The sequence below is a fragment of the Escherichia sp. 93.1518 genome (assembly GCF_013368915.2).
In the GTDB taxonomy this organism is placed as follows: domain Bacteria; phylum Pseudomonadota; class Gammaproteobacteria; order Enterobacterales; family Enterobacteriaceae; genus Escherichia; species Escherichia ruysiae.
Genome location: NZ_JABWMT020000002.1, coordinates 47,604 through 66,664, shown reverse-complemented (window position 1 = coordinate 66,664; position 19,061 = coordinate 47,604). Strand labels below are relative to the sequence as shown.

Here is a 19,061-nt window from a genome sequence, read left to right as displayed (position 1 = left end):
AGACTGAGCGTTAATCGAAATTCGGTTACCAGCGTTCTTTCAGCAGGTTCGGCTGAATACCATTAATCAAATGAGTATTGCTGAACGGCTGTTTGATTCCCGCTTCAAATTCTTCGCGGAAATATTTGATGGCGCTCTGTAACGGCTCCACCGCACCAGGTGCGTGGGCACAGAAGGTTTTACCCGGGCCTAAGAATCGACACAGTTGCTCAAGTGTTTCGATATCGCCCGGCTGACCTTCGCCCCGCTCCAGCGCACGCAGAATTTTCACGCTCCACGGTAGACCGTCACGGCACGGTGTACACCAGCCGCAGGATTCACGGGCGAAAAACTCTTCCAGGTTACGCACCAGCGATACCATGTTGATCTCATGGTCAACCGCCATCGCCAGCGCCGTCCCCAGACGGCTGCCCGCTTTACCGATACTTTCGAATTCCATCGGCAGGTCAAGGTGCGCTTCGGTCAGGAAGTCGGTGCCCGCGCCGCCTGGCTGCCAGGCTTTGAATTTCAGGCCGTCACGCATACCACCGGCGTAATCTTCGAGGATCTCGCGTGCGGTAGTGCCGAACGGCAGTTCCCACAGACCCGGATTTTTCACCCGACCGGAGAAGCCCATCAGCTTGGTGCCAGCATCTTTGCTTTTCGAGATGTTCTGATACCACTCCACGCCGTTAGCAAGGATTGCCGGAACGTTACACAGGGTTTCGACGTTGTTGACGCAGGTCGGTTTACCCCATGCGCCGGAGGTTGCCGGGAATGGCGGTTTTGAACGCGGGTTAGCGCGACGCCCTTCCAGGGAGTTGATTAACGCTGTTTCTTCACCGCAGATGTAGCGCCCTGCCCCGGTATGGACAAACAGTTCAAAATCAAAACCTGTTCCCATAATGTTTTTGCCAAGCAGACCCGCTTCGGTGGCTTCGGCAATGGCACGGCGTAGATTCACTGCCGCTTCGATATATTCGCCGCGCAGGAAGATATAGCCACGGTAAGCTTTCAGCGCAAACGCGGAGATGAGCATACCTTCCACCAGCAGGTGCGGCAGTTGTTCCATCAGCAGGCGGTCTTTATAGGTGCCCGGCTCCATTTCATCGGCGTTACACAGCAGGTAACGGATGTTCATGGATTCGTCTTTCGGCATCAGGCTCCACTTCAGGCCAGTAGAAAAGCCTGCACCGCCGCGCCCTTTCAGGCCGGAGTCTTTTACCTGAGTAACGATTTCGTCCGGAGAAAGTCCGGTCAGCGCCTTACGCGCCCCTTCGTAACCGTTTTTGCTGCGGTATTCATCCAGCCACACTGGCTGTTTGTCATCGCGCAGACGCCAGGTCAGCGGATGCGTTTCGGGAGTACGGATAATGTTTTTCATTTATACCGCTCCAGCAGTTCAGGGATCGCTTCCGGGGTCAGATGCGCGTGAGTGTCCTCATCGATCATCATGTTCGGCCCTTTATCACAGTTCCCCAGGCAGCAGGTTGGCAGCAGCGTAAAGCGACCGTCAAACGTCGTTTGCCCTGGTTTGATGTTCAGTTTTTTCTCCAGCGCCGCCTGAATGCCCTGGTAACCGTTGATGTGACAGACCACGCTGTCGCAATAACGGATCACATGGCGACCAACTGGCTGGCGGAAGATCTGGCTGTAGAATGTTGCCACGCCTTCGACATCGCTCGCCGGAATACCCAGAACGTCAGCGATCGCGTGGATCGCACCGTCCGGCACCCAGCCACGCTGCTTCTGAACGATCTTCAGGGCTTCAATGGACGCCGCACGCGGGTCTTCGTAGTGGTGCATCTCGTGCTCAATCGCTTCACGCTCTGCCGCACTCAGCTCAAAAGCCTCGGTTTGTGGTTGTTGATTCTCGTGCATAATTAGCGGTCCACATCTGACATAACAAAATCGATACTGCCCAGATAAACAATCAGGTCAGACACCAGGCTGCCACGGATCGCCGCCGGAATTTGCTGCAAGTGCGCATAACTCGGCGTGCGGATACGGGTGCGATAACTCATGGTGCTGCCGTCGCTGGTCAGGTAGTAACTGTTGATCCCTTTGGTCGCCTCAATCATCTGAAAGGATTCATTGGCAGGCATCACTGGCCCCCACGACACTTGCAGGAAGTGGGTGATCAGGGTTTCGATATGTTGCAGCGTGCGCTCTTTCGGCGGCGGCGTAGTCAGCGGGTGATCCGCTTTGAACGGGCCTTCCGGCATGTTGTTGAGGCACTGCTCAAGAATGCGCAGGCTCTGGCGCAGCTCTTCCACTTTCAGCATTACGCGGGTGTAGCAGTCAGAAACGCCACCACCAACCGGGATTTCAAAGTCGAAGTTTTCATAGCCAGAATAAGGACGCGCCTTACGCACGTCGAAGTCGATCCCGGTGGCTCGCAGGCCAGCACCGGTGGTGCCCCACTCCAGCGCCTCTTTCGCACCGTAGGCGGCAACGCCCTGGGAACGGCCTTTCAGAATGGTGTTTTGCAGCGCCGCTTTCTCGTAAGACGCCAGACGTTTCGGCATCCAGTCGAGGAACTCACGCAGCAGACGATCCCAGCCACGTGGCAGGTCGTGCGCTACGCCGCCAATACGGAACCACGCCGGGTGCATACGGAAACCAGTGATTGCTTCCACCAGATCGTAAATTTTCTGACGATCGGTAAAGGCGAAGAATACTGGCGTCATTGCGCCGACGTCCTGAATAAAGGTCGAGATGTACAGCAGGTGGCTATTGATACGGAACAGTTCGGAAAGCATTACGCGAATCACGTTAACGCGATCCGGCACGGTAATTCCGGCCAGTTTCTCTACCGCCAGCACATAAGGCATTTCGTTAACGCAGCCGCCGAGGTATTCGATACGGTCGGTATACGGAATGTAGCTGTGCCATGACTGGCGTTCGCCCATTTTCTCCGCGCCACGGTGGTGGTAGCCGATGTCTGGTACGCAGTCGACAATCTCTTCGCCGTCGAGTTGCAAAACGATACGGAAAGCCCCGTGCGCCGACGGGTGGTTCGGACCGAGGTTGAGGAACATGAAGTCCTCGTTTTCGGTGCCACGCTTCATCCCCCACTCTTCCGGTTTGAAGGTCAGGGCTTCCATCTCCAGATCCTGTTTGGCTTTGGTCAGCTCAAACGGCGAGAATTCGGTTGCGCGCGCCGGGTAATCTTTACGCAGCGGGTGACCTTTCCAGGTTTGCGGCATCATGATGCGGCGCAGGTTCGGGTGACCGTCGAAAGTAATGCCAAACAGATCCCAGGTTTCACGCTCATACCAGTTGGCGTTCGGGAACAATTTGGTAAAGGTCGGTACGTGCAGGTCGTTTTCAGCCAGCGCCACCTTCAGCATGATGTCGCGGTTACGATCGATGGAAATCAGATGGTAGAAAACAGAAAAATCCGCAGCAGGCAGCCCTTCGCGGTGGGTGCGCAGACGTTCGTCCATGCCGTGTAAATCAAACAGCATGACGTAAGGTTTCGGCAGTTTCTTTAAGAAATCGCCAACTTCCAGTAATTGTTCACGCTTGATCCACACAACGGGAACCCCGGTGCGAGTCGCCTGAACAGTAAAGGCATCCGGCCCAAAACGGTTGCGCAGTTCGCCTATCACCGGATCATCAAGATGATCGCGGGTCTGCCAGGCGGGTTCTTGCGCGGTTAAGTCGGTCATATTGTTCACCATTGCATATGGTCCGTGGTGACTGTCGGCGTGGCTTCGCGCAATAGATTTAGGAATAAGCGAAGAAAAATACCTTTGCCGACAGGCGCAAATTAAATCTCGTCAGGGGTGCGCAGGTTGGTAACGGCAATGCGTTCACCGCGCTTGCGTTCGCGCTCTGATTGCATATTGGCGCGATAAACGCCCTGATCGCCAACGACCCAGGAGAGCGGGCGACGTTCTTTACCAATAGATTCCTGCAACAGCATCAGTGCCTGCATATACGCTTCCGGACGCGGCGGACACCCCGGGATATACACATCAACCGGAATGAATTTATCAACGCCCTGTACAACGGAATAAATGTCGTACATACCGCCAGAGTTGGCACAGGCTCCCATGGAGATAACCCATTTCGGCTCCAGCATCTGGTCATACAGACGCTGAATAACCGGTGCCATTTTGGTAAAGCAGGTTCCTGCCACCACCATCAGGTCAGCCTGACGCGGCGAAGCACGTAATACTTCTGCGCCAAAACGCGCCACGTCATGCACCGCAGTAAATGAGGTCACCATCTCAACGTAACAGCAGGAAAGACCGAAGTTATACGGCCAAATTGAGTTTTTACGACCCCAGTTAACCATGTCATTGAGCTTGCCCATAAACACGTTTTTGTTAACTTCTTGCTCCAGAGGGTCGGTTACGATCTCCTGCTTTTGCAGGGGGTAACGGTCGTTCTCACCGTTGGGATCTATGCGGGTGAGCGTATAATCCATCTTAATGCCTCGCGGTTAGCGTTGACGATTAGCGATACTGTTCGTTTCCGGGTTCATACGCTCGCGGCGAGAACGCGCGGGCGTCCAGTCCAGCGCGCCAATACGCACCAGATAAACCAGACCAGCCAGTAACACAAAAATAAAAATTGCCGCTTCTACAAAGCCAATCCAGCCGCTTTCGCGAATGGAAGTTGACCATGCGAACAGATACAGCGCCTCAACGTCGAAGATAACGAAGAACATGGCCACCAGATAAAACTTGGCAGACAGGCGTAAGCGGGCGGAGCCGACCGAGTCGATACCTGATTCAAACGGCACGTTTTTCGACCTCGCGCGTGCGCGACCGCCTAAAAACCAACCGCCTACCAGCATCAGGCAACACAGGCCAATGGCAACGATAAGAAAGATAGCGAATGCCCAGTGATGAGCGATGACTTCAGTGGATGTTGACATACTCATTGCTTACTCATCAAAAGTAGCGCCAGACTCACTGCTCTTCACGGCAGATGGACGCCACATCGATTCATGGGGAGGAATAAAAAAAACCTTACAATCACTGTAGAAACTATTTTATACAGCTAATTGATGTGGTCTTTTACTCCTTTCTATAACCTTTTGTCAACTTTAACAAAGGTTTCTTCACATTAATTTACATGATATCAACAACTTTTGCATTTAATGCCCTATAGCCCCAGATTGTTGACAACTCCAGGAAAATTAGATGTTGTTGAATCGTGTCCGTTGTGAAGCAATGGAAAAAATACGGGTCTATTTTGACAGGAATTTGTGTCGATTCCTCCCCCCAAAAGAGAGTATTTTCTTGATCTGTGACACGCTTTTGTTAATCCATAACAAAAACACAGCAATAATTTTACGTATTTTTTTAACATCATTGTAGCAGGAGATTTTTTTCAGGCGATTTTTTGTTCGTAAGCCAGGAGAATGGCTGATGATTGAAAAATGAACACTTTTGTTCGCCGTGAGGAAAATTCTTAAGGATTTATTGTAAAAAAAGCCACTGGCGTTTTATTAATCACCAGTGGCCTATTTTTACAAACTTGTCATCAGAAATTGTTATTGCCGGACGATTATTCGTAATCCCCTTCTATCAACAGGGAATCGTCCCCCTCCTGGGTAGTCAGCGGGCTGTATTGCCATGGGTTGTGATAACTCTCCATAGCCTGGTATATCACCTGCGCCAACTCATTATCGCTGGACGGATCATAGCACAGCAAATATTCGGTATCTGGGAGTGGAGGTAAACCATCTACCGCGCTCAAAACGCGCAGATCCGGACTCATCATCTCAACCGGTCTTGCTGTCACGCCAAGACCCGCTTTTACTGCAGCACGAACCGCCGGTAATGTGGAGGCAACATACGCCAGGCGCCATGGAATCTCCGCTTTATTGAGCGTTGCCAGAACCATGTCACGGAACGGACTAGGGTCATCCAGTAGCACAAGTGGGATTGGCTCGCCTTTTTGCAACACATATTCCGCAGCGCAATACCAGTGCGTTGGCGAAGTACGCAGGTTCAACGCCTTAAAGGTATCAGGACGATGAGTGGTAACCATTAAATCCACTTCCTGGGACTTCAGCATTTCTGCCATATAGGCATTGCGTTTAACGCGGACATCCAGCGCAAGTTTCGGATAAACCGAACTTACGCGATTAAGCAGGAAAGGTAAGATCGTATCAGCAGATTCATCTGAAGCACCGATAGTTAACACGCCCTGAAGATTACTGAACATCAATGATGAGCAAGCCTCATCATTAAAACGCAGGATTTTCCTGGCGTAACCAAGAAGCTGAATGCCATGTTCAGTTAACAGTTTGTTGCGACCATGCCGAGCGAACAGTTCTTTCCCAACGAGTTGTTCCAGACGTTGCATTTGCTGGCTAACAGCGGACTGAGTACGACACACAGCGGCAGCTGCAGCAGCAAAAGTGTTCAGATCGGCAACAGCAACAAATGTTCTCAGCAGATCGAGGTCGAGGTTAATTATCGGACGATTTGCACTTATCATATATTATCACTTACTGGCGGCTCATACTGAGCTGGTTAATGCTGTGCACACACAAACAAGCAATTCCATTTGTAATGTGCCTCCCTGGCAGTTTCATCCGGAACCCGGATGAAAGTAAAAATGCATATGAGTTGCACTAAAAATGTGGCTCACATTGTTCCGTTATAATGCCTGAAGTAGATCACAGAATATATCTTCAGGGATCGCATATCTATTAAGTTACTCACTCTTTTCTATTTATGACATGCGAGAGTTTATGTAAATGTAAATGTTGCTCCCTGCTCCACTCCCTCGCAGCAGCGCGGCTAATACGTGTACGCGTACAAACAGCGAGGATGAGGCTGCATCAAAAGCAGGTGCTCCGTCATTAAAGTAGGCATTTTACCCTAAAACCCTTTTATTTATAAGGGTCATTGCGAATTATCTGATGCAAAGTTATGTTATGTTAGGCAAAGTAATCTTCTATTATTAATATGCACAACAAAGCCTTTTTGAATATTAAATAATAATTAATTAGCATCACCCGCATTCATTAATTCCTCTTAACAATAATTTCCCCCGTCATCACCTATACGACACATCGGCAATCACTACTCGTTAATTTTTCACTTATAACGAAAATATCATGAATGCTTTATGTTCGTGATTTCTTAAGCCGAAGAAATTTTACACATTTATCTATCAGACAAAAAAACCATACTCTGAATTGATATTCAGAATAAATCACTACCAAACATCACTTATTAAGTATATGCATCTTATTATTTTGCGATAATTAAGTTATTAACAGCACAATTCCTCTTTCTCTGCCAGCAAAATCTTGTTCTGCAGAACTTCAAAACGCCGCCTCGGGGGAGTACATTGTTCTAAGCTGACTTCCACGGCAGGGAGTGGCGATAACAGCAAAAAGGTCAAGATTCATGTCCCCCATTGAAAAATCCAGCAAATTAGAGAATGTCTGTTACGACATCCGTGGTCCGGTGCTGAAAGAAGCAAAACGCCTGGAAGAAGAAGGTAACAAGGTACTGAAACTGAACATCGGCAACCCAGCGCCGTTCGGTTTTGACGCACCCGATGAAATCCTGGTTGACGTGATACGCAACCTCCCGACAGCTCAGGGCTATTGCGATTCCAAAGGTCTTTACTCCGCGCGTAAAGCCATCATGCAGCACTACCAGGCTCGCGGTATGCGTGATGTTACCGTGGAAGATATTTACATTGGCAATGGTGTATCAGAGCTTATCGTTCAGGCAATGCAGGCATTGCTGAACAGTGGGGACGAAATGTTGGTTCCTGCGCCTGATTACCCTCTATGGACAGCGGCAGTTTCGCTCTCCGGCGGTAAAGCAGTGCACTATCTTTGCGATGAATCCTCTGACTGGTTCCCGGATCTCGATGACATTCGCGCCAAAATTACGCCACGCACGCGCGGCATTGTTATTATCAACCCGAACAACCCAACCGGCGCAGTATATTCCAAAGAACTTTTGATGGAGATTGTGGAGATTGCGCGTCAACATAATCTCATTATCTTCGCCGATGAAATTTACGACAAAATCCTCTATGACGACGCTGAGCATCACTCGATTGCGCCGTTAGCTCCTGACTTGCTGACTATTACCTTTAATGGACTGTCGAAAACGTATCGTGTTGCTGGCTTCCGTCAGGGCTGGATGGTGCTGAACGGGCCGAAAAAACACGCCAAAGGCTACATCGAAGGTCTGGAAATGCTGGCCTCAATGCGACTGTGCGCTAACGTTCCCGCACAACACGCAATACAGACCGCACTCGGCGGCTATCAGAGCATCAGCGAGTTTATCATGCCGGGTGGACGTCTTTACGAGCAGCGTAATCGCGCCTGGGAATTGATTAACGACATTCCAGGTGTTTCCTGCGTGAAGCCGCGCGGCGCACTGTACATGTTCCCAAAAATCGACGCCAAACGCTTTAATATTCACGACGATCAGAAGATGGTACTGGATTTCCTGTTACAGGAAAAAGTTCTGCTGGTACAAGGAACTGCATTTAACTGGCCATGGCCGGATCACTTCCGCATTGTCACGCTGCCGCGTGTTGATGATATCGAACTGTCCTTGAGCAAGTTCGCTCGTTTCCTTTCCGGTTATCATCAGTTGTAATCTTAAATTCACTGCCGGAGATTGCATCCGGCAGTGTTATCCCTCCACAATGACCTCAGGATGTCATCACTCGTAAGGTCACTATGAAACAGAGCCATTTTTTTGCCCACCTCTCCCGCCTGAAACTCATTAACCGCTGGCCGCTAATGCGCAACGTGCGGACGGAAAATGTGTCCGAACACAGTTTGCAGGTAGCGATGGTCGCCCATGCGCTGGCAGCCATCAAGAATCGCAAATTTGGCGGACAGGTGAATGCAGAACGCATCGCACTGCTGGCGATGTACCACGATGCCTCTGAAGTGCTCACTGGCGATCTCCCTACTCCGGTGAAATACTTCAACTCGCAAATCGCCCTGGAATATAAAGCCATTGAGAAAATCGCTCAGCAAAAACTTGTCGATATGGTTCCAGAGGAGCTGCGGGATATTTTTGCGCCATTAATCGATGAAAATGCGTATAGCGATGAAGAAAAGTCACTGGTTAAACAGGCGGATGCGCTGTGTGCGTATCTGAAATGCCTGGAAGAACTCGCAGCCGGAAATAATGAATTTTTGCTGGCAAAAACGCGACTGGAAGCGACGCTTGAAGCGCGCCGCAGCCAGGAGATGGACTACTTCATGGAGGTATTTGTTCCCAGCTTTCATCTTTCGCTCGATGAGATTAGCCAGGATTCACCGCTGTAAGCAGCCAGATACCAGCCGACACTGCCTGATAAGACGCGCCAGCGTCGCATCAGGCAATAAGCGACGGATGTGACATCAGGCTCTCGTCAAAATGGAAACAACATCGGGATCATGACCACACAAACCACCATCACGATAATGGTGAACGGTACTCCCAGCTTCACAAAGTCACTGAAACTGTAATTCCCCGGGCCTAAAACCAGTGTGTTAACGGGGGAAGAAACTGGCGTCATAAAAGCGGCGGATGCAGCCATCGCCACGACCATTGCGAACGGATAAGGTGATACGCCCATTGTTTTTGCGGCAGCCAGCGCAATCGGAGCCATCAACACCGCCGTCGCGGTATTAGAGATAAATAACCCAATAACTGCCGACAAGACAAACAAACAGACCAGCATCATATGCGGCCCGTAACCGCCGCCGATGTCCATCAGCCCTTTCACCGCCAGCGCGACACCACCGGTTTTCTGTAATGCCACAGCAAACGGCATCATCCCAACGATCAAAATAATGCTCGGCCAGTGAATGGATTTATAGGCACTTTCGGCATCGATACAGCGGAATTTCCCCATCAGCAGGCAGGCAATGATAGCGGCAACAGGGTTAGGAATTTCATCGGTCAGCATTAACGCCACCATCAGCACCAGACAGAAAATGGCATGTGGCGCCTGGCTGTGTGCGGGTGATGCTTCACTCACTTCTTCCGGTAAATTCAGCGCCACAAAATCGCGGCCCTGTTTTGCCAGCATACCGATCAGTTTCCAGTTACCAACCACCAGAATAATATCGCCCAGCAGCAGAGGTTCATCCGCCAACGAACCTTCCAGCGCCACGCCATTGCGTTTCAGCCCCACGACATTCAGCCCGTAGCGGGTACGAAAGCCGATTTCGCGAACCGATTTACCAATAAGCTCTGACTCAGGAATTAATGAAATCTCTGCCATACCGACATCAAGAGCCTGATCGGAAAAATACTCGCCGCGCAAAACCATCGGCTCCAGTAATTGTTCACTGCAAAATTGCCGGAGATCGACGTCAGCCGCTGACATATCAATAAGCAAAACGTCACGCGCGCGAAATTCAGAAACCCCGTTCACATTCACAATAACACGACGAAAACGACGCCAGCGTTCAACACCAATGACGTTTGCGCCATAGCGTTCACGCAATTTAAGGTCGTCCAGCCGTTGACCGATCATCGGCGAACCGGGGCGAATAGCCAGACGGCGCGCACGCCCGGTAAGACGGTATTCACGAATAAGATCGCGGAAGGTGCGACGCGTCCAGCCTTCGCGCTGCGGGGTCTGGGAATCCCCTTTCAGCATAAAACGCATCACCAGCATGTATAAGATGCCGAGTACCAATACGACCAGGCCGATAGGCGTTACGCTAAAGAAACTAAACCCGTGATAACCCTCGCGTAGCAGTTCGCTGTTCACCACCAGGTTAGGCGGCGTCGCCACCAGCGTCATCATGCCGCTAATCAGCCCGGCAAAACTTAGCGGCATCATCAGGCGCGATGGCGACGTTTGCATACGCATGGCAACGCTTAACACCACGGGAATAAAGATAGCGACGACGCCAGTTGAACTCATAAATGCGCCAAGACCCGCAACAGTTAACATCAGTAAAACCAGCATTTTGATTTCACTGCTGCCGGCCACTTTGACCAGCCATGTCCCCATAACGGTGGCAACGCCAGTACGGACTAAACCATCGCCAATAATAAACAGGGCGGCGATCAGCACAACGTTAGGATCGGAAAAGCCGGAAAAAACTTCGGGGACCGTCAGCGTTCCGCTTAATGCAAACGCGACAATAACAAACAAAGCGACCGCATCCATACGCACTCTGCCTGTTGCAAACAGGACTATGGCAACGGCCAGTAATGAGAGAACCCAGATCAATTCACCGTTCACAACTTATCCTTGTTAATTGAGGGGGATGGCTTGATTCTGCCACAAAAAAGCCCCGACGAGACGGGGCTAAATCATGATTAGGTGTTTCACGAAATAATAACATCGCCATTTGGCTGTTTGGTCACAGTAATTTGCTCCAGACTATGGAGAACCAAATCTACCTCATTCAGACGTGGAGTGTCTGCCGGTGCATTAACCGCAATAACATGGCATCCCGCTGCCAGGCCAGAAAGCACACCTGCGGGAGCGTCTTCCACTACAACGCATTCGTGTGGTGCAAGACCCAGCAGTTGCGCGCCTAACAGATACGCGTCGGGCTCTGGTTTCCCACGTTTCACCCGCTCCGCAGTAACAAATACTTCCGGTGCAGGAAGTCCGGCTACTTTGTGGCGCGCTCGTGCAACTGGCATTGAACCTGAAGTCACAATCGCCCATGGAATACCCGCTTTATTCAAATGATTGAGTAAGGCGATTGCCCCAGGAAGTGCAGAAATTCCTTCGGTTTCCGTAGCCTCAATTTGCTCCAGACGCGTAAACTCTGCAGCAATTTCCGCCTCCGATTTCCCCACCATAAAATGGCGCAGAGACGTTATTGCCTGTTTACCGTGAATAAAAGCCAGCACTTCTTCCGGCGTTAATCCATAGCGTCTCGCCCAGTTGCTCCACGCCCGCTCTACCGCAGGCAGGGAATCTACCAGCGTACCATCAAGATCAAACAGAAAACCTTTGCACCGCACGCAAGCCTCCTCAGGCGTTAATGATTTGATTAATTTCGTTTGTGCTCAGATGATACTGACGCGGGCAAGAATGCCAGACGTTCAACATGCGTTGGTATTTCTCCCACATTGGCGTCTGGGCATTAAAGCCGTGAGTCCCGGCATCAAAATGGGTGTAACGCCCTTCGACATTAACCATAAAGCGTACATAACCGAGATAACGTGCTTCGGTGGCGGCGTCGAAGCCGAGGAAAGTGACACGGCGTTCATCGATAGCTTGTTGATCCTGCAAATTAGACCAGGAGACATGCAGTGCGTGATACATCTCCATAATGTCGATGATAGTGCGGCAGGTTTCTTCTTTCAGCTCGCCAAACTCACGATCCAGTTCACGCATCTGCAATCCATAACCGCGTTCAATGATTGTTTGCAGACGACGATAACGTTCAGCATTTGCCGGATCGAGCATAGTCATCATTTTGTACTGGTTAGACAAAATAAGACGTTGCGCGTTGGTCATTTCCATTGTTGACTCCTGTATCACTTTACTACGGTGAAAAAAAAGAAGGCCGATGTCTGCCTTCTTTTATATGCGTAATCAGGGGTCAATTACAAATCATCAAGGAAAGTTTTATCCAGTTGTTTGAAGGCGCGCTTAAGCGTGTCAGCTAATGCCTGATAATCAGGCTTGCCTTCTACGGGTGCTAATGCTTGCCCGGCCTCCTGCAATTTACCGCGAACCTCATAAAACCAACTCAGGATCGCTGGTGGTAATGGCGTAACAGAACGTTTGCCCAGCCACCATAGCCCCTGCATCGGCAAACTCAGGGCGAACAACGCAGTAGCAACAGCCGGCCCAAGCTGACCGCCTAGTGCAATTTGCCAGCAGAGAGTGAACACAGCAATCGGCGGCATAAAACGAATCGCATAGCGCGTCATCTTGATAACGCGATTTTCAACAAAGACCGGGGCAAGGCGTTTTTCCAGCGGCCACGTCTTTGAGTAATGCTGTCCCCGGCGAAACAAGCTAAAAAAATTAACAGAACGATTATCCGGCGTTGACATGCTTCACCTCAACTTCACATATAAAGATTCAAAAATTTGTGCAAATTCACAACTCAGCGGGACAACGTTCAAAACATTTTGTCTTCCATACCCACTATCAGGTATCCTTTAGCAGCCTGAAGGCCTAAGTAGTACATATTCATTGAGTCGTCAAATTCATATACATTATGCCATTGGCTGAAAATTACGCAAAATGGCATAGACTCAAGATATTTATTCCATCATGCAAAAAAAATTTGCAGTGCATGATGTTAATCATAAATGTCGGTGTCATCATGCGCTACGCTCTATGGCTCCCTGACGTTTTTTTAGCCACGTATCAATTATAGGTACTTCCATGTCGAGTAAGTTAGTACTGGTTCTGAACTGCGGTAGTTCTTCACTGAAATTTGCAATCATCGATGCTGTAAATGGTGAAGAGTACCTTTCTGGTTTAGCCGAATGTTTCCACCTGCCCGAAGCACGCATCAAATGGAAAATGGACGGCAATAAACAAGAAGCGGCTTTAGGTGCAGGCGCCGCTCACAGCGAAGCGCTCAACTTTATCGTTAATAATATTCTGGCACAAAAACCAGAACTTTCTGCGCAGCTGACCGCTATCGGTCACCGTATCGTACACGGCGGCGAGAAGTATACCAGCTCCGTAGTGATCGATGAGTCTGTTATTCAGGGTATCAAAGATGCGGCTTCTTTTGCACCGCTGCACAACCCGGCTCACCTAATCGGTATCGAAGAAGCTCTGAAATCTTTCCCGCAGCTGAAAGACAAAAACGTTGCGGTATTTGACACTGCGTTCCACCAGACTATGCCGGAAGAGTCTTACCTCTACGCTCTGCCGTACAACCTGTACAAAGAGCACGGCATCCGTCGTTACGGCGCGCACGGCACCAGCCACTTCTATGTAACCCAGGAAGCGGCAAAAATGCTGAACAAACCGGTAGAAGAGCTGAACATCATCACCTGCCACCTGGGCAACGGTGGTTCCGTTTCTGCTATCCGCAACGGTAAATGCGTTGACACCTCTATGGGTCTGACCCCGCTGGAAGGTCTGGTAATGGGTACTCGCTCTGGCGATATCGACCCGGCTATCATCTTCCACCTGCACGACACCCTGGGCATGAGCGTTGACGCAATCAACAAAATGCTGACCAAAGAGTCTGGCCTGCTGGGTCTGACCGAAGTCACCAGCGACTGCCGCTATGTTGAAGACAACTACGCGACTAAAGAAGACGCGAAGCGCGCAATGGACGTTTACTGCCACCGTCTGGCGAAATATATCGGTGCATACACTGCACTGATGGATGGTCGTCTGGACGCAGTTGTATTCACCGGTGGTATCGGTGAAAATGCCGCGATGGTTCGTGAACTGTCTCTGGGCAAACTGGGCGTGCTGGGCTTTGAAGTTGATCATGAACGCAACCTGGCTGCACGTTTCGGCAAATCTGGTTTCATCAACAAAGAAGGCACCCGCCCTGCTGTTGTGATCCCAACCAACGAAGAGCTGGTTATCGCGCAAGACGCCTGCCGCCTGACCGCCTGATTCCACACCGCCAGCCCTGCTGGCGGTGCTGTTTTGTAACCCGCCAAACCGGCGGTAACGAAAGAGGATAAACCGTGTCCCGTATTATTATGCTGATCCCTACCGGAACCAGCGTCGGTCTGACCAGCGTCAGTCTTGGCGTGATCCGTGCAATGGAACGCAAAGGCGTTCGTCTGAGCGTTTTCAAACCTATCGCTCAGCCGCGTACCGGTGGCGATGCGCCCGATCAGACAACGACTATTGTGCGTGCGAATTCTTCCACCACGACAGCCGCTGAACCGCTGAAAATGAGTTACGTTGAAGGTCTGCTTTCCAGCAATAAAAAAGATGTGCTGATGGAAGAGATCGTCGCGAACTACCACGCTAACACCAAAGACGCTGAAGTGGTTCTGGTTGAAGGTCTGGTCCCGACACGTAAGCACCAGTTTGCCCAGTCTCTGAACTACGAAATCGCCAAAACGCTGAATGCGGAAATCGTCTTCGTTATGTCTCAGGGCACTGACACCCCGGAACAGCTGAAAGAGCGTATCGAACTGACCCGCAACAGCTTCGGCGGTGCAAAAAACACCAATATCACCGGCGTTATCGTTAACAAACTGAACGCTCCGGTTGATGAACAAGGGCGTACTCGCCCGGATCTGTCCGAGATTTTCGACGACTCTTCCAAAGCTAAAGTCAACAATGTTGATCCGGCGAAGCTGCAAGAATCCAGCCCGCTGCCGGTTCTCGGCGCTGTGCCGTGGAGCTTTGATCTGATCGCAACCCGTGCGATCGATATGGCGCGTCACCTGAATGCGACCATCATCAACGAAGGCGACATCAACACTCGCCGCGTTAAATCCGTAACTTTCTGCGCACGCAGCATTCCGCACATGCTGGAGCACTTCCGTGCCGGTTCTCTGCTGGTGACTTCCGCAGACCGTCCTGACGTGCTGGTTGCCGCTTGCCTGGCTGCAATGAACGGCGTAGAAATCGGTGCCCTGCTGCTGACTGGCGGCTACGAAATGGACGCGCGCATTTCTAAACTGTGCGAACGTGCTTTCGCTACCGGCCTGCCGGTATTTATGGTGAACACCAACACCTGGCAGACTTCTCTGAGCCTGCAGAGCTTCAACCTGGAAGTTCCGGTTGACGATCATGAGCGTATCGAGAAAGTTCAGGAATATGTTGCTAACTACATCAACGCTGACTGGATCGATTCTCTGACTGCCACTTCCGAGCGCAGCCGTCGTCTCTCTCCGCCAGCGTTCCGTTATCAGCTGACTGAACTGGCGCGCAAAGCGGGCAAACGTATTGTTCTGCCGGAAGGCGACGAACCGCGTACGGTTAAAGCAGCCGCTATCTGTGCTGAACGTGGTATCGCAACTTGCGTTCTGCTGGGTAATCCGGCAGAGATCAACCGCGTTGCAGCGTCTCAGGGCGTAGAACTGGGCGCAGGCATCGAAATCGTTGATCCAGAAGTGGTTCGCGAAAGCTATGTTGCTCGTCTGGTCGAACTGCGTAAGAACAAAGGTATGACCGAAACCGTTGCCCGCGAACAGCTGGAAGACAACGTGGTTCTCGGTACGCTGATGCTGGAACAGGATGAAGTTGACGGTCTGGTTTCCGGTGCTGTTCACACCACCGCAAACACCATCCGTCCGCCGCTGCAGCTGATCAAAACGGCACCGGGCAGCTCCTTGGTATCTTCCGTGTTCTTCATGCTGCTGCCAGAACAGGTTTACGTTTACGGTGACTGTGCGATCAACCCAGATCCGACCGCAGAACAGCTGGCAGAAATTGCGATTCAGTCCGCAGATTCCGCCGCAGCCTTCGGTATCGAACCGCGTGTTGCTATGCTCTCCTACTCCACCGGTACTTCTGGTGCAGGTAGCGACGTAGAAAAAGTTCGCGAAGCAACTCGTCTGGCGCAGGAAAAACGTCCTGACCTGATGATCGACGGTCCGCTGCAGTACGACGCTGCGGTAATGGCTGACGTTGCGAAATCTAAAGCACCGAACTCTCCGGTTGCAGGTCGCGCTACCGTGTTCATCTTCCCGGATCTGAACACCGGTAACACCACCTATAAAGCAGTACAGCGTTCTGCCGACCTGATCTCCATCGGGCCGATGCTGCAGGGTATGCGCAAGCCGGTTAACGACCTGTCCCGTGGCGCTCTGGTTGACGACATCGTCTACACCATCGCGCTGACTGCGATTCAGTCTGCACAGCAGCAGCAGTAATCTCGTCATAATCCGCAGCCTTGCGCTGCGGATATCTGAACCGGAAATAGTCACTATTTCCGGTTTTTTATTCTCTTAATTTGCATTACTCCTTTCTGATTATCTTGCTTAACTGCGCTGCATCAATGAATTGCGCCATATCACTTTGCATACTTACCACTTTGTCTTGTGCAAGGGAAAATTTGCGCTATGTCCGCAATAACTGAATCCAAACCAACCAGAAGATGGGCAATGCCCGATACGCTGGTGATTATCTTTTTTGTCGCTATTTTAACCAGTCTCGCCACATGGGTTGTTCCGGTGGGGATGTTTGACAGTCAGGAAGTGCAGTACCAGGTTGATGGTCAGACGAAAACACGCAAAGTCGTAGACCCTCACTCATTTCGCATTCTGACCAACGAGGCCGGCGAACCTGAGTATCACCGCGTACAACTGTTCTCGACGGGCGATGAACGCCCTGGCCTGATGAACTTCCCGTTTGAAGGGTTAACCTCCGGATCGAAATACGGGACAGCCGTTGGCATCATCATGTTTATGCTGGTGATTGGCGGTGCATTTGGCATCGTGATGCGTACAGGAACCATTGATAACGGCATCCTGGCGCTTATCCGCCATACACGAGGGAATGAAATTCTCTTTATTCCTGCGCTGTTTATTCTCTTTTCGCTCGGTGGTGCGGTGTTCGGCATGGGGGAAGAGGCCGTCGCCTTTGCCATCATCATTGCCCCGCTAATGGTACGACTGGGTTATGACAGTATTACTACCGTCCTGGTGACCTATATCGCCACTCAAATCGGTTTTGCCAGCTCGTGGATGAACCCGTTCTGCGTAGTTGTCGCCCAGGGGATTGCTGGCGTTCCGGTGCTTTCCGGCTCCGGCCTGCGCATTGTGGTGTGGGTTATCGCCACTCTGATTGGCCTGATCTTTACCATGGTTTACGCCTCACGAGTGAAAAAGAATCCTCTGTTGTCACGCGTGCATGATTCCGATCGCTTCTTCCGTGAAAAGCAGGCTGACGTTGAACAACGTCCGTTTACCTTTGGTGACTGGCTGGTATTGATTGTCCTGACCGCCGTTATGATCTGGGTGATTTGGGGGGTGATCGTTAATGCCTGGTTTATTCCAGAAATCGCCAGCCAGTTCTTCACTATGGGGCTGGTGATTGGCATCATCGGCGTTGTCTTCCGTCTTAACGGCATGACGGTAAATACCATGGCTTCATCCTTTACCGAAGGCGCGCGCATGATGATCGCCCCTGCCCTGCTGGTGGGTTTCGCCAAAGGGATTTTGCTTCTGGTGGGTAACGGTGAAGCTGGTGAGGCCAGCGTGCTGAATACTATCCTCAACAGCATTGCCAATGCCATTAGCGGTCTGGATAACGCTGTCGCGGCCTGGTTTATGTTGCTCTTCCAGGCGGTATTCAATTTCTTCGTGACATCCGGTTCTGGTCAGGCTGCGCTAACCATGCCGTTACTGGCACCGCTTGGCGATCTGGTCGGTGTTAACCGTCAGGTTACCGTGCTGGCGTTCCAGTTTGGCGATGGCTTCAGTCACATCATTTACCCGACCTCGGCTTCGCTAATGGCGACGCTCGGCGTTTGCCGGGTGGACTTCCGTAACTGGCTGAAAGTGGGTGCGACACTGCTTGGACTGCTGTTTATTATGTCCAGCGTCGTGGTGATCGGCGCTCAGTTAATGGGCTACCATTAAAAATGTTAAGAGCCGCAATTGCGGCTCTTTTTTCATTCTGCCGTTTCAGTCTCTACGGCTTCATTTTTGGCATTGCGCTTCATCCACAACGCCAGAGCTTTCAGCGAGTCTGGAGTAAACTCATCGCAACGTGCGGTGATTTCTTCCGGCGTTAGCCAGCAAACTTCACTGACTTCATCTTCCTGGAGGGCGAATGGACCGTGAGAGACACAACTGAACAGCGCGCCCCAGACACGGCAATTTTTATCTTCGAAATAGAACTGCCCGTGCTCGGCAAAGGGGACACCAGCAATGCCCAACTCTTCTTCCGCTTCGCGACGTGCGGATTCCAGCAGTTGCTCATCGGCCTGGACCACACCACCAGCGGTCGCATCTAACATGCCGGGTAAAAAGTCTTTTGTCTCGGTACGACGCTGCACAAGAATTTTGCCCATGCCATCATGCACGACGATATAAGTTGCACGATGACGCAGACACTGTGCCCGCATTTGTTCCCGGCTGGCTTGTGCAATGACTTCGTTCTCTTCATTGACAATATCCACCCATTCAGTACTTGCCAAACGACGCTGTTCCATTATCAGGAAACCTTCTTTTTCTGGCGCTCTTACGGCGCATTTTGAGTTG

At 51.1% G+C, this 19,061-nt stretch carries 16 protein-coding genes; 5 read left to right on the top strand and 11 right to left on the bottom strand.

Annotation, left to right across the window (positions count from 1 at the left end):
• Positions 1-25: 25 nt before the first annotated feature.
• The 6 genes from nuoF to lrhA form a co-directional block, all read right to left on the bottom strand.
• Positions 26-1,363 carry an NADH-quinone oxidoreductase subunit NuoF gene (gene nuoF, locus HEN21_RS01955; RefSeq protein WP_000789511.1) on the bottom strand — a complete coding sequence of 446 codons (1,338 nt, stop codon included), beginning with the start codon at positions 1,361-1,363 and terminating at the stop codon, positions 26-28.
• Entirely contained in the window at positions 1,360-1,860 is a 501-nt protein-coding gene (gene nuoE / locus HEN21_RS01950; protein ID WP_000545042.1) for an NADH-quinone oxidoreductase subunit NuoE, read from the bottom strand. Before nuoE ends, nuoF begins: the two co-directional genes overlap by 4 nt.
• 2 nt (positions 1,861-1,862) lie before the next feature.
• The gene (nuoC, locus tag HEN21_RS01945; protein WP_000247878.1) at positions 1,863-3,665 is read right to left on the bottom strand and encodes an NADH-quinone oxidoreductase subunit C/D; all 1,803 of its coding nucleotides are present in this window, start codon (positions 3,663-3,665) and stop codon (positions 1,863-1,865) included.
• Positions 3,666-3,754: 89 nt separating this feature from the next.
• A complete protein-coding gene (gene nuoB, locus HEN21_RS01940) occupies positions 3,755-4,417 on the bottom strand; it encodes an NADH-quinone oxidoreductase subunit NuoB (RefSeq protein ID WP_000386733.1) in 663 nt (220 codons plus the stop codon).
• A gap of 15 nt (positions 4,418-4,432) precedes the next feature.
• The gene (gene nuoA, locus HEN21_RS01935) at positions 4,433-4,876 is read right to left on the bottom strand and encodes an NADH-quinone oxidoreductase subunit NuoA (protein ID WP_000062994.1); all 444 of its coding nucleotides are present in this window, start codon (positions 4,874-4,876) and stop codon (positions 4,433-4,435) included.
• A 629-nt stretch (positions 4,877-5,505) separates the two neighbouring features.
• Positions 5,506-6,444 carry a transcriptional regulator LrhA gene (lrhA, locus tag HEN21_RS01930; RefSeq protein WP_176252015.1) on the bottom strand — a complete coding sequence of 313 codons (939 nt, stop codon included), beginning with the start codon at positions 6,442-6,444 and terminating at the stop codon, positions 5,506-5,508.
• A gap of 920 nt (positions 6,445-7,364) precedes the next feature.
• On the opposite strand from lrhA, the gene alaA reads away from it, so the two are divergent.
• Positions 7,365-8,582, top strand: a complete 1,218-nt coding sequence (gene alaA / locus HEN21_RS01925; RefSeq protein ID WP_000074519.1) for an alanine transaminase AlaA — start codon at positions 7,365-7,367, stop codon at positions 8,580-8,582.
• Between the two features lie 83 nt (positions 8,583-8,665).
• On the top strand, positions 8,666-9,265 hold the full coding sequence (gene yfbR / locus HEN21_RS01920; RefSeq protein ID WP_105286727.1) for a 5'-deoxynucleotidase: 600 nt from the start codon (positions 8,666-8,668) through the stop codon (positions 9,263-9,265).
• Between the two features lie 86 nt (positions 9,266-9,351).
• On the opposite strand, the gene HEN21_RS01915 is transcribed toward yfbR, so the two are convergent.
• From HEN21_RS01915 to yfbV, 4 genes are all read right to left on the bottom strand, one after another.
• Positions 9,352-11,184 carry an SLC13 family permease gene (locus HEN21_RS01915; RefSeq protein ID WP_001012913.1) on the bottom strand — a complete coding sequence of 611 codons (1,833 nt, stop codon included), beginning with the start codon at positions 11,182-11,184 and terminating at the stop codon, positions 9,352-9,354.
• 86 nt (positions 11,185-11,270) lie between these two features.
• Positions 11,271-11,921, bottom strand: a complete 651-nt coding sequence (hxpA, locus tag HEN21_RS01910) for a hexitol phosphatase HxpA (protein ID WP_176252016.1) — start codon at positions 11,919-11,921, stop codon at positions 11,271-11,273.
• Positions 11,922-11,931: 10 nt separating this feature from the next.
• Positions 11,932-12,426, bottom strand: a complete 495-nt coding sequence (locus HEN21_RS01905) for a YfbU family protein (protein ID WP_000426118.1) — start codon at positions 12,424-12,426, stop codon at positions 11,932-11,934.
• An 83-nt stretch (positions 12,427-12,509) separates the two neighbouring features.
• Complete coding sequence (gene yfbV, locus HEN21_RS01900) at positions 12,510-12,965, bottom strand: terminus macrodomain insulation protein YfbV (RefSeq protein WP_000106629.1); 456 nt, start codon at positions 12,963-12,965, stop codon at positions 12,510-12,512.
• 337 nt (positions 12,966-13,302) lie between these two features.
• Here yfbV and ackA point away from each other — a divergent pair, with 337 nt between their 5' ends.
• The 3 genes from ackA (at position 13,303) to yfcC (ending at position 18,437) form a co-directional block, all read left to right on the top strand.
• Entirely contained in the window at positions 13,303-14,505 is a 1,203-nt protein-coding gene (gene ackA / locus HEN21_RS01895; protein WP_000095696.1) for an acetate kinase, read from the top strand.
• 74 nt (positions 14,506-14,579) lie between these two features.
• On the top strand, positions 14,580-16,727 hold the full coding sequence (pta, locus tag HEN21_RS01890) for a phosphate acetyltransferase (RefSeq protein ID WP_000086701.1): 2,148 nt from the start codon (positions 14,580-14,582) through the stop codon (positions 16,725-16,727).
• A gap of 189 nt (positions 16,728-16,916) precedes the next feature.
• A complete protein-coding gene (gene yfcC, locus HEN21_RS01885; protein WP_001274483.1) occupies positions 16,917-18,437 on the top strand; it encodes a putative basic amino acid antiporter YfcC in 1,521 nt (506 codons plus the stop codon).
• 32 nt (positions 18,438-18,469) lie between these two features.
• Here yfcC and yfcD read toward each other — a convergent pair whose 3' ends face one another.
• Positions 18,470-19,012, bottom strand: coding sequence for an NUDIX hydrolase YfcD (gene yfcD, locus HEN21_RS01880; protein ID WP_000437935.1), 543 nt, complete (start codon positions 19,010-19,012; stop codon positions 18,470-18,472).
• Positions 19,013-19,061: the final 49 nt, after the last annotated feature.

Coding starts and splice junctions, on each gene's coding strand:
- HEN21_RS01905 (WP_000426118.1), bottom strand. CDS start 12,426: ATGGAAATGACCAACGCGCAACGTCTTATTTTGTCTAACCAGTACAAA.
- nuoA (WP_000062994.1), bottom strand. CDS start 4,876: ATGAGTATGTCAACATCCACTGAAGTCATCGCTCATCACTGGGCATTC.
- alaA (WP_000074519.1), top strand. CDS start 7,365: ATGTCCCCCATTGAAAAATCCAGCAAATTAGAGAATGTCTGTTACGAC.
- yfbV (WP_000106629.1), bottom strand. CDS start 12,965: ATGTCAACGCCGGATAATCGTTCTGTTAATTTTTTTAGCTTGTTTCGC.
- nuoF (WP_000789511.1), bottom strand. CDS start 1,363: ATGAAAAACATTATCCGTACTCCCGAAACGCATCCGCTGACCTGGCGT.
- yfbR (WP_105286727.1), top strand. CDS start 8,666: ATGAAACAGAGCCATTTTTTTGCCCACCTCTCCCGCCTGAAACTCATT.
- ackA (WP_000095696.1), top strand. CDS start 13,303: ATGTCGAGTAAGTTAGTACTGGTTCTGAACTGCGGTAGTTCTTCACTG.
- nuoB (WP_000386733.1), bottom strand. CDS start 4,417: ATGGATTATACGCTCACCCGCATAGATCCCAACGGTGAGAACGACCGT.
- yfcD (WP_000437935.1), bottom strand. CDS start 19,012: ATGGAACAGCGTCGTTTGGCAAGTACTGAATGGGTGGATATTGTCAAT.
- nuoE (WP_000545042.1), bottom strand. CDS start 1,860: ATGCACGAGAATCAACAACCACAAACCGAGGCTTTTGAGCTGAGTGCG.
- lrhA (WP_176252015.1), bottom strand. CDS start 6,444: ATGATAAGTGCAAATCGTCCGATAATTAACCTCGACCTCGATCTGCTG.
- yfcC (WP_001274483.1), top strand. CDS start 16,917: ATGTCCGCAATAACTGAATCCAAACCAACCAGAAGATGGGCAATGCCC.
- nuoC (WP_000247878.1), bottom strand. CDS start 3,665: ATGGTGAACAATATGACCGACTTAACCGCGCAAGAACCCGCCTGGCAG.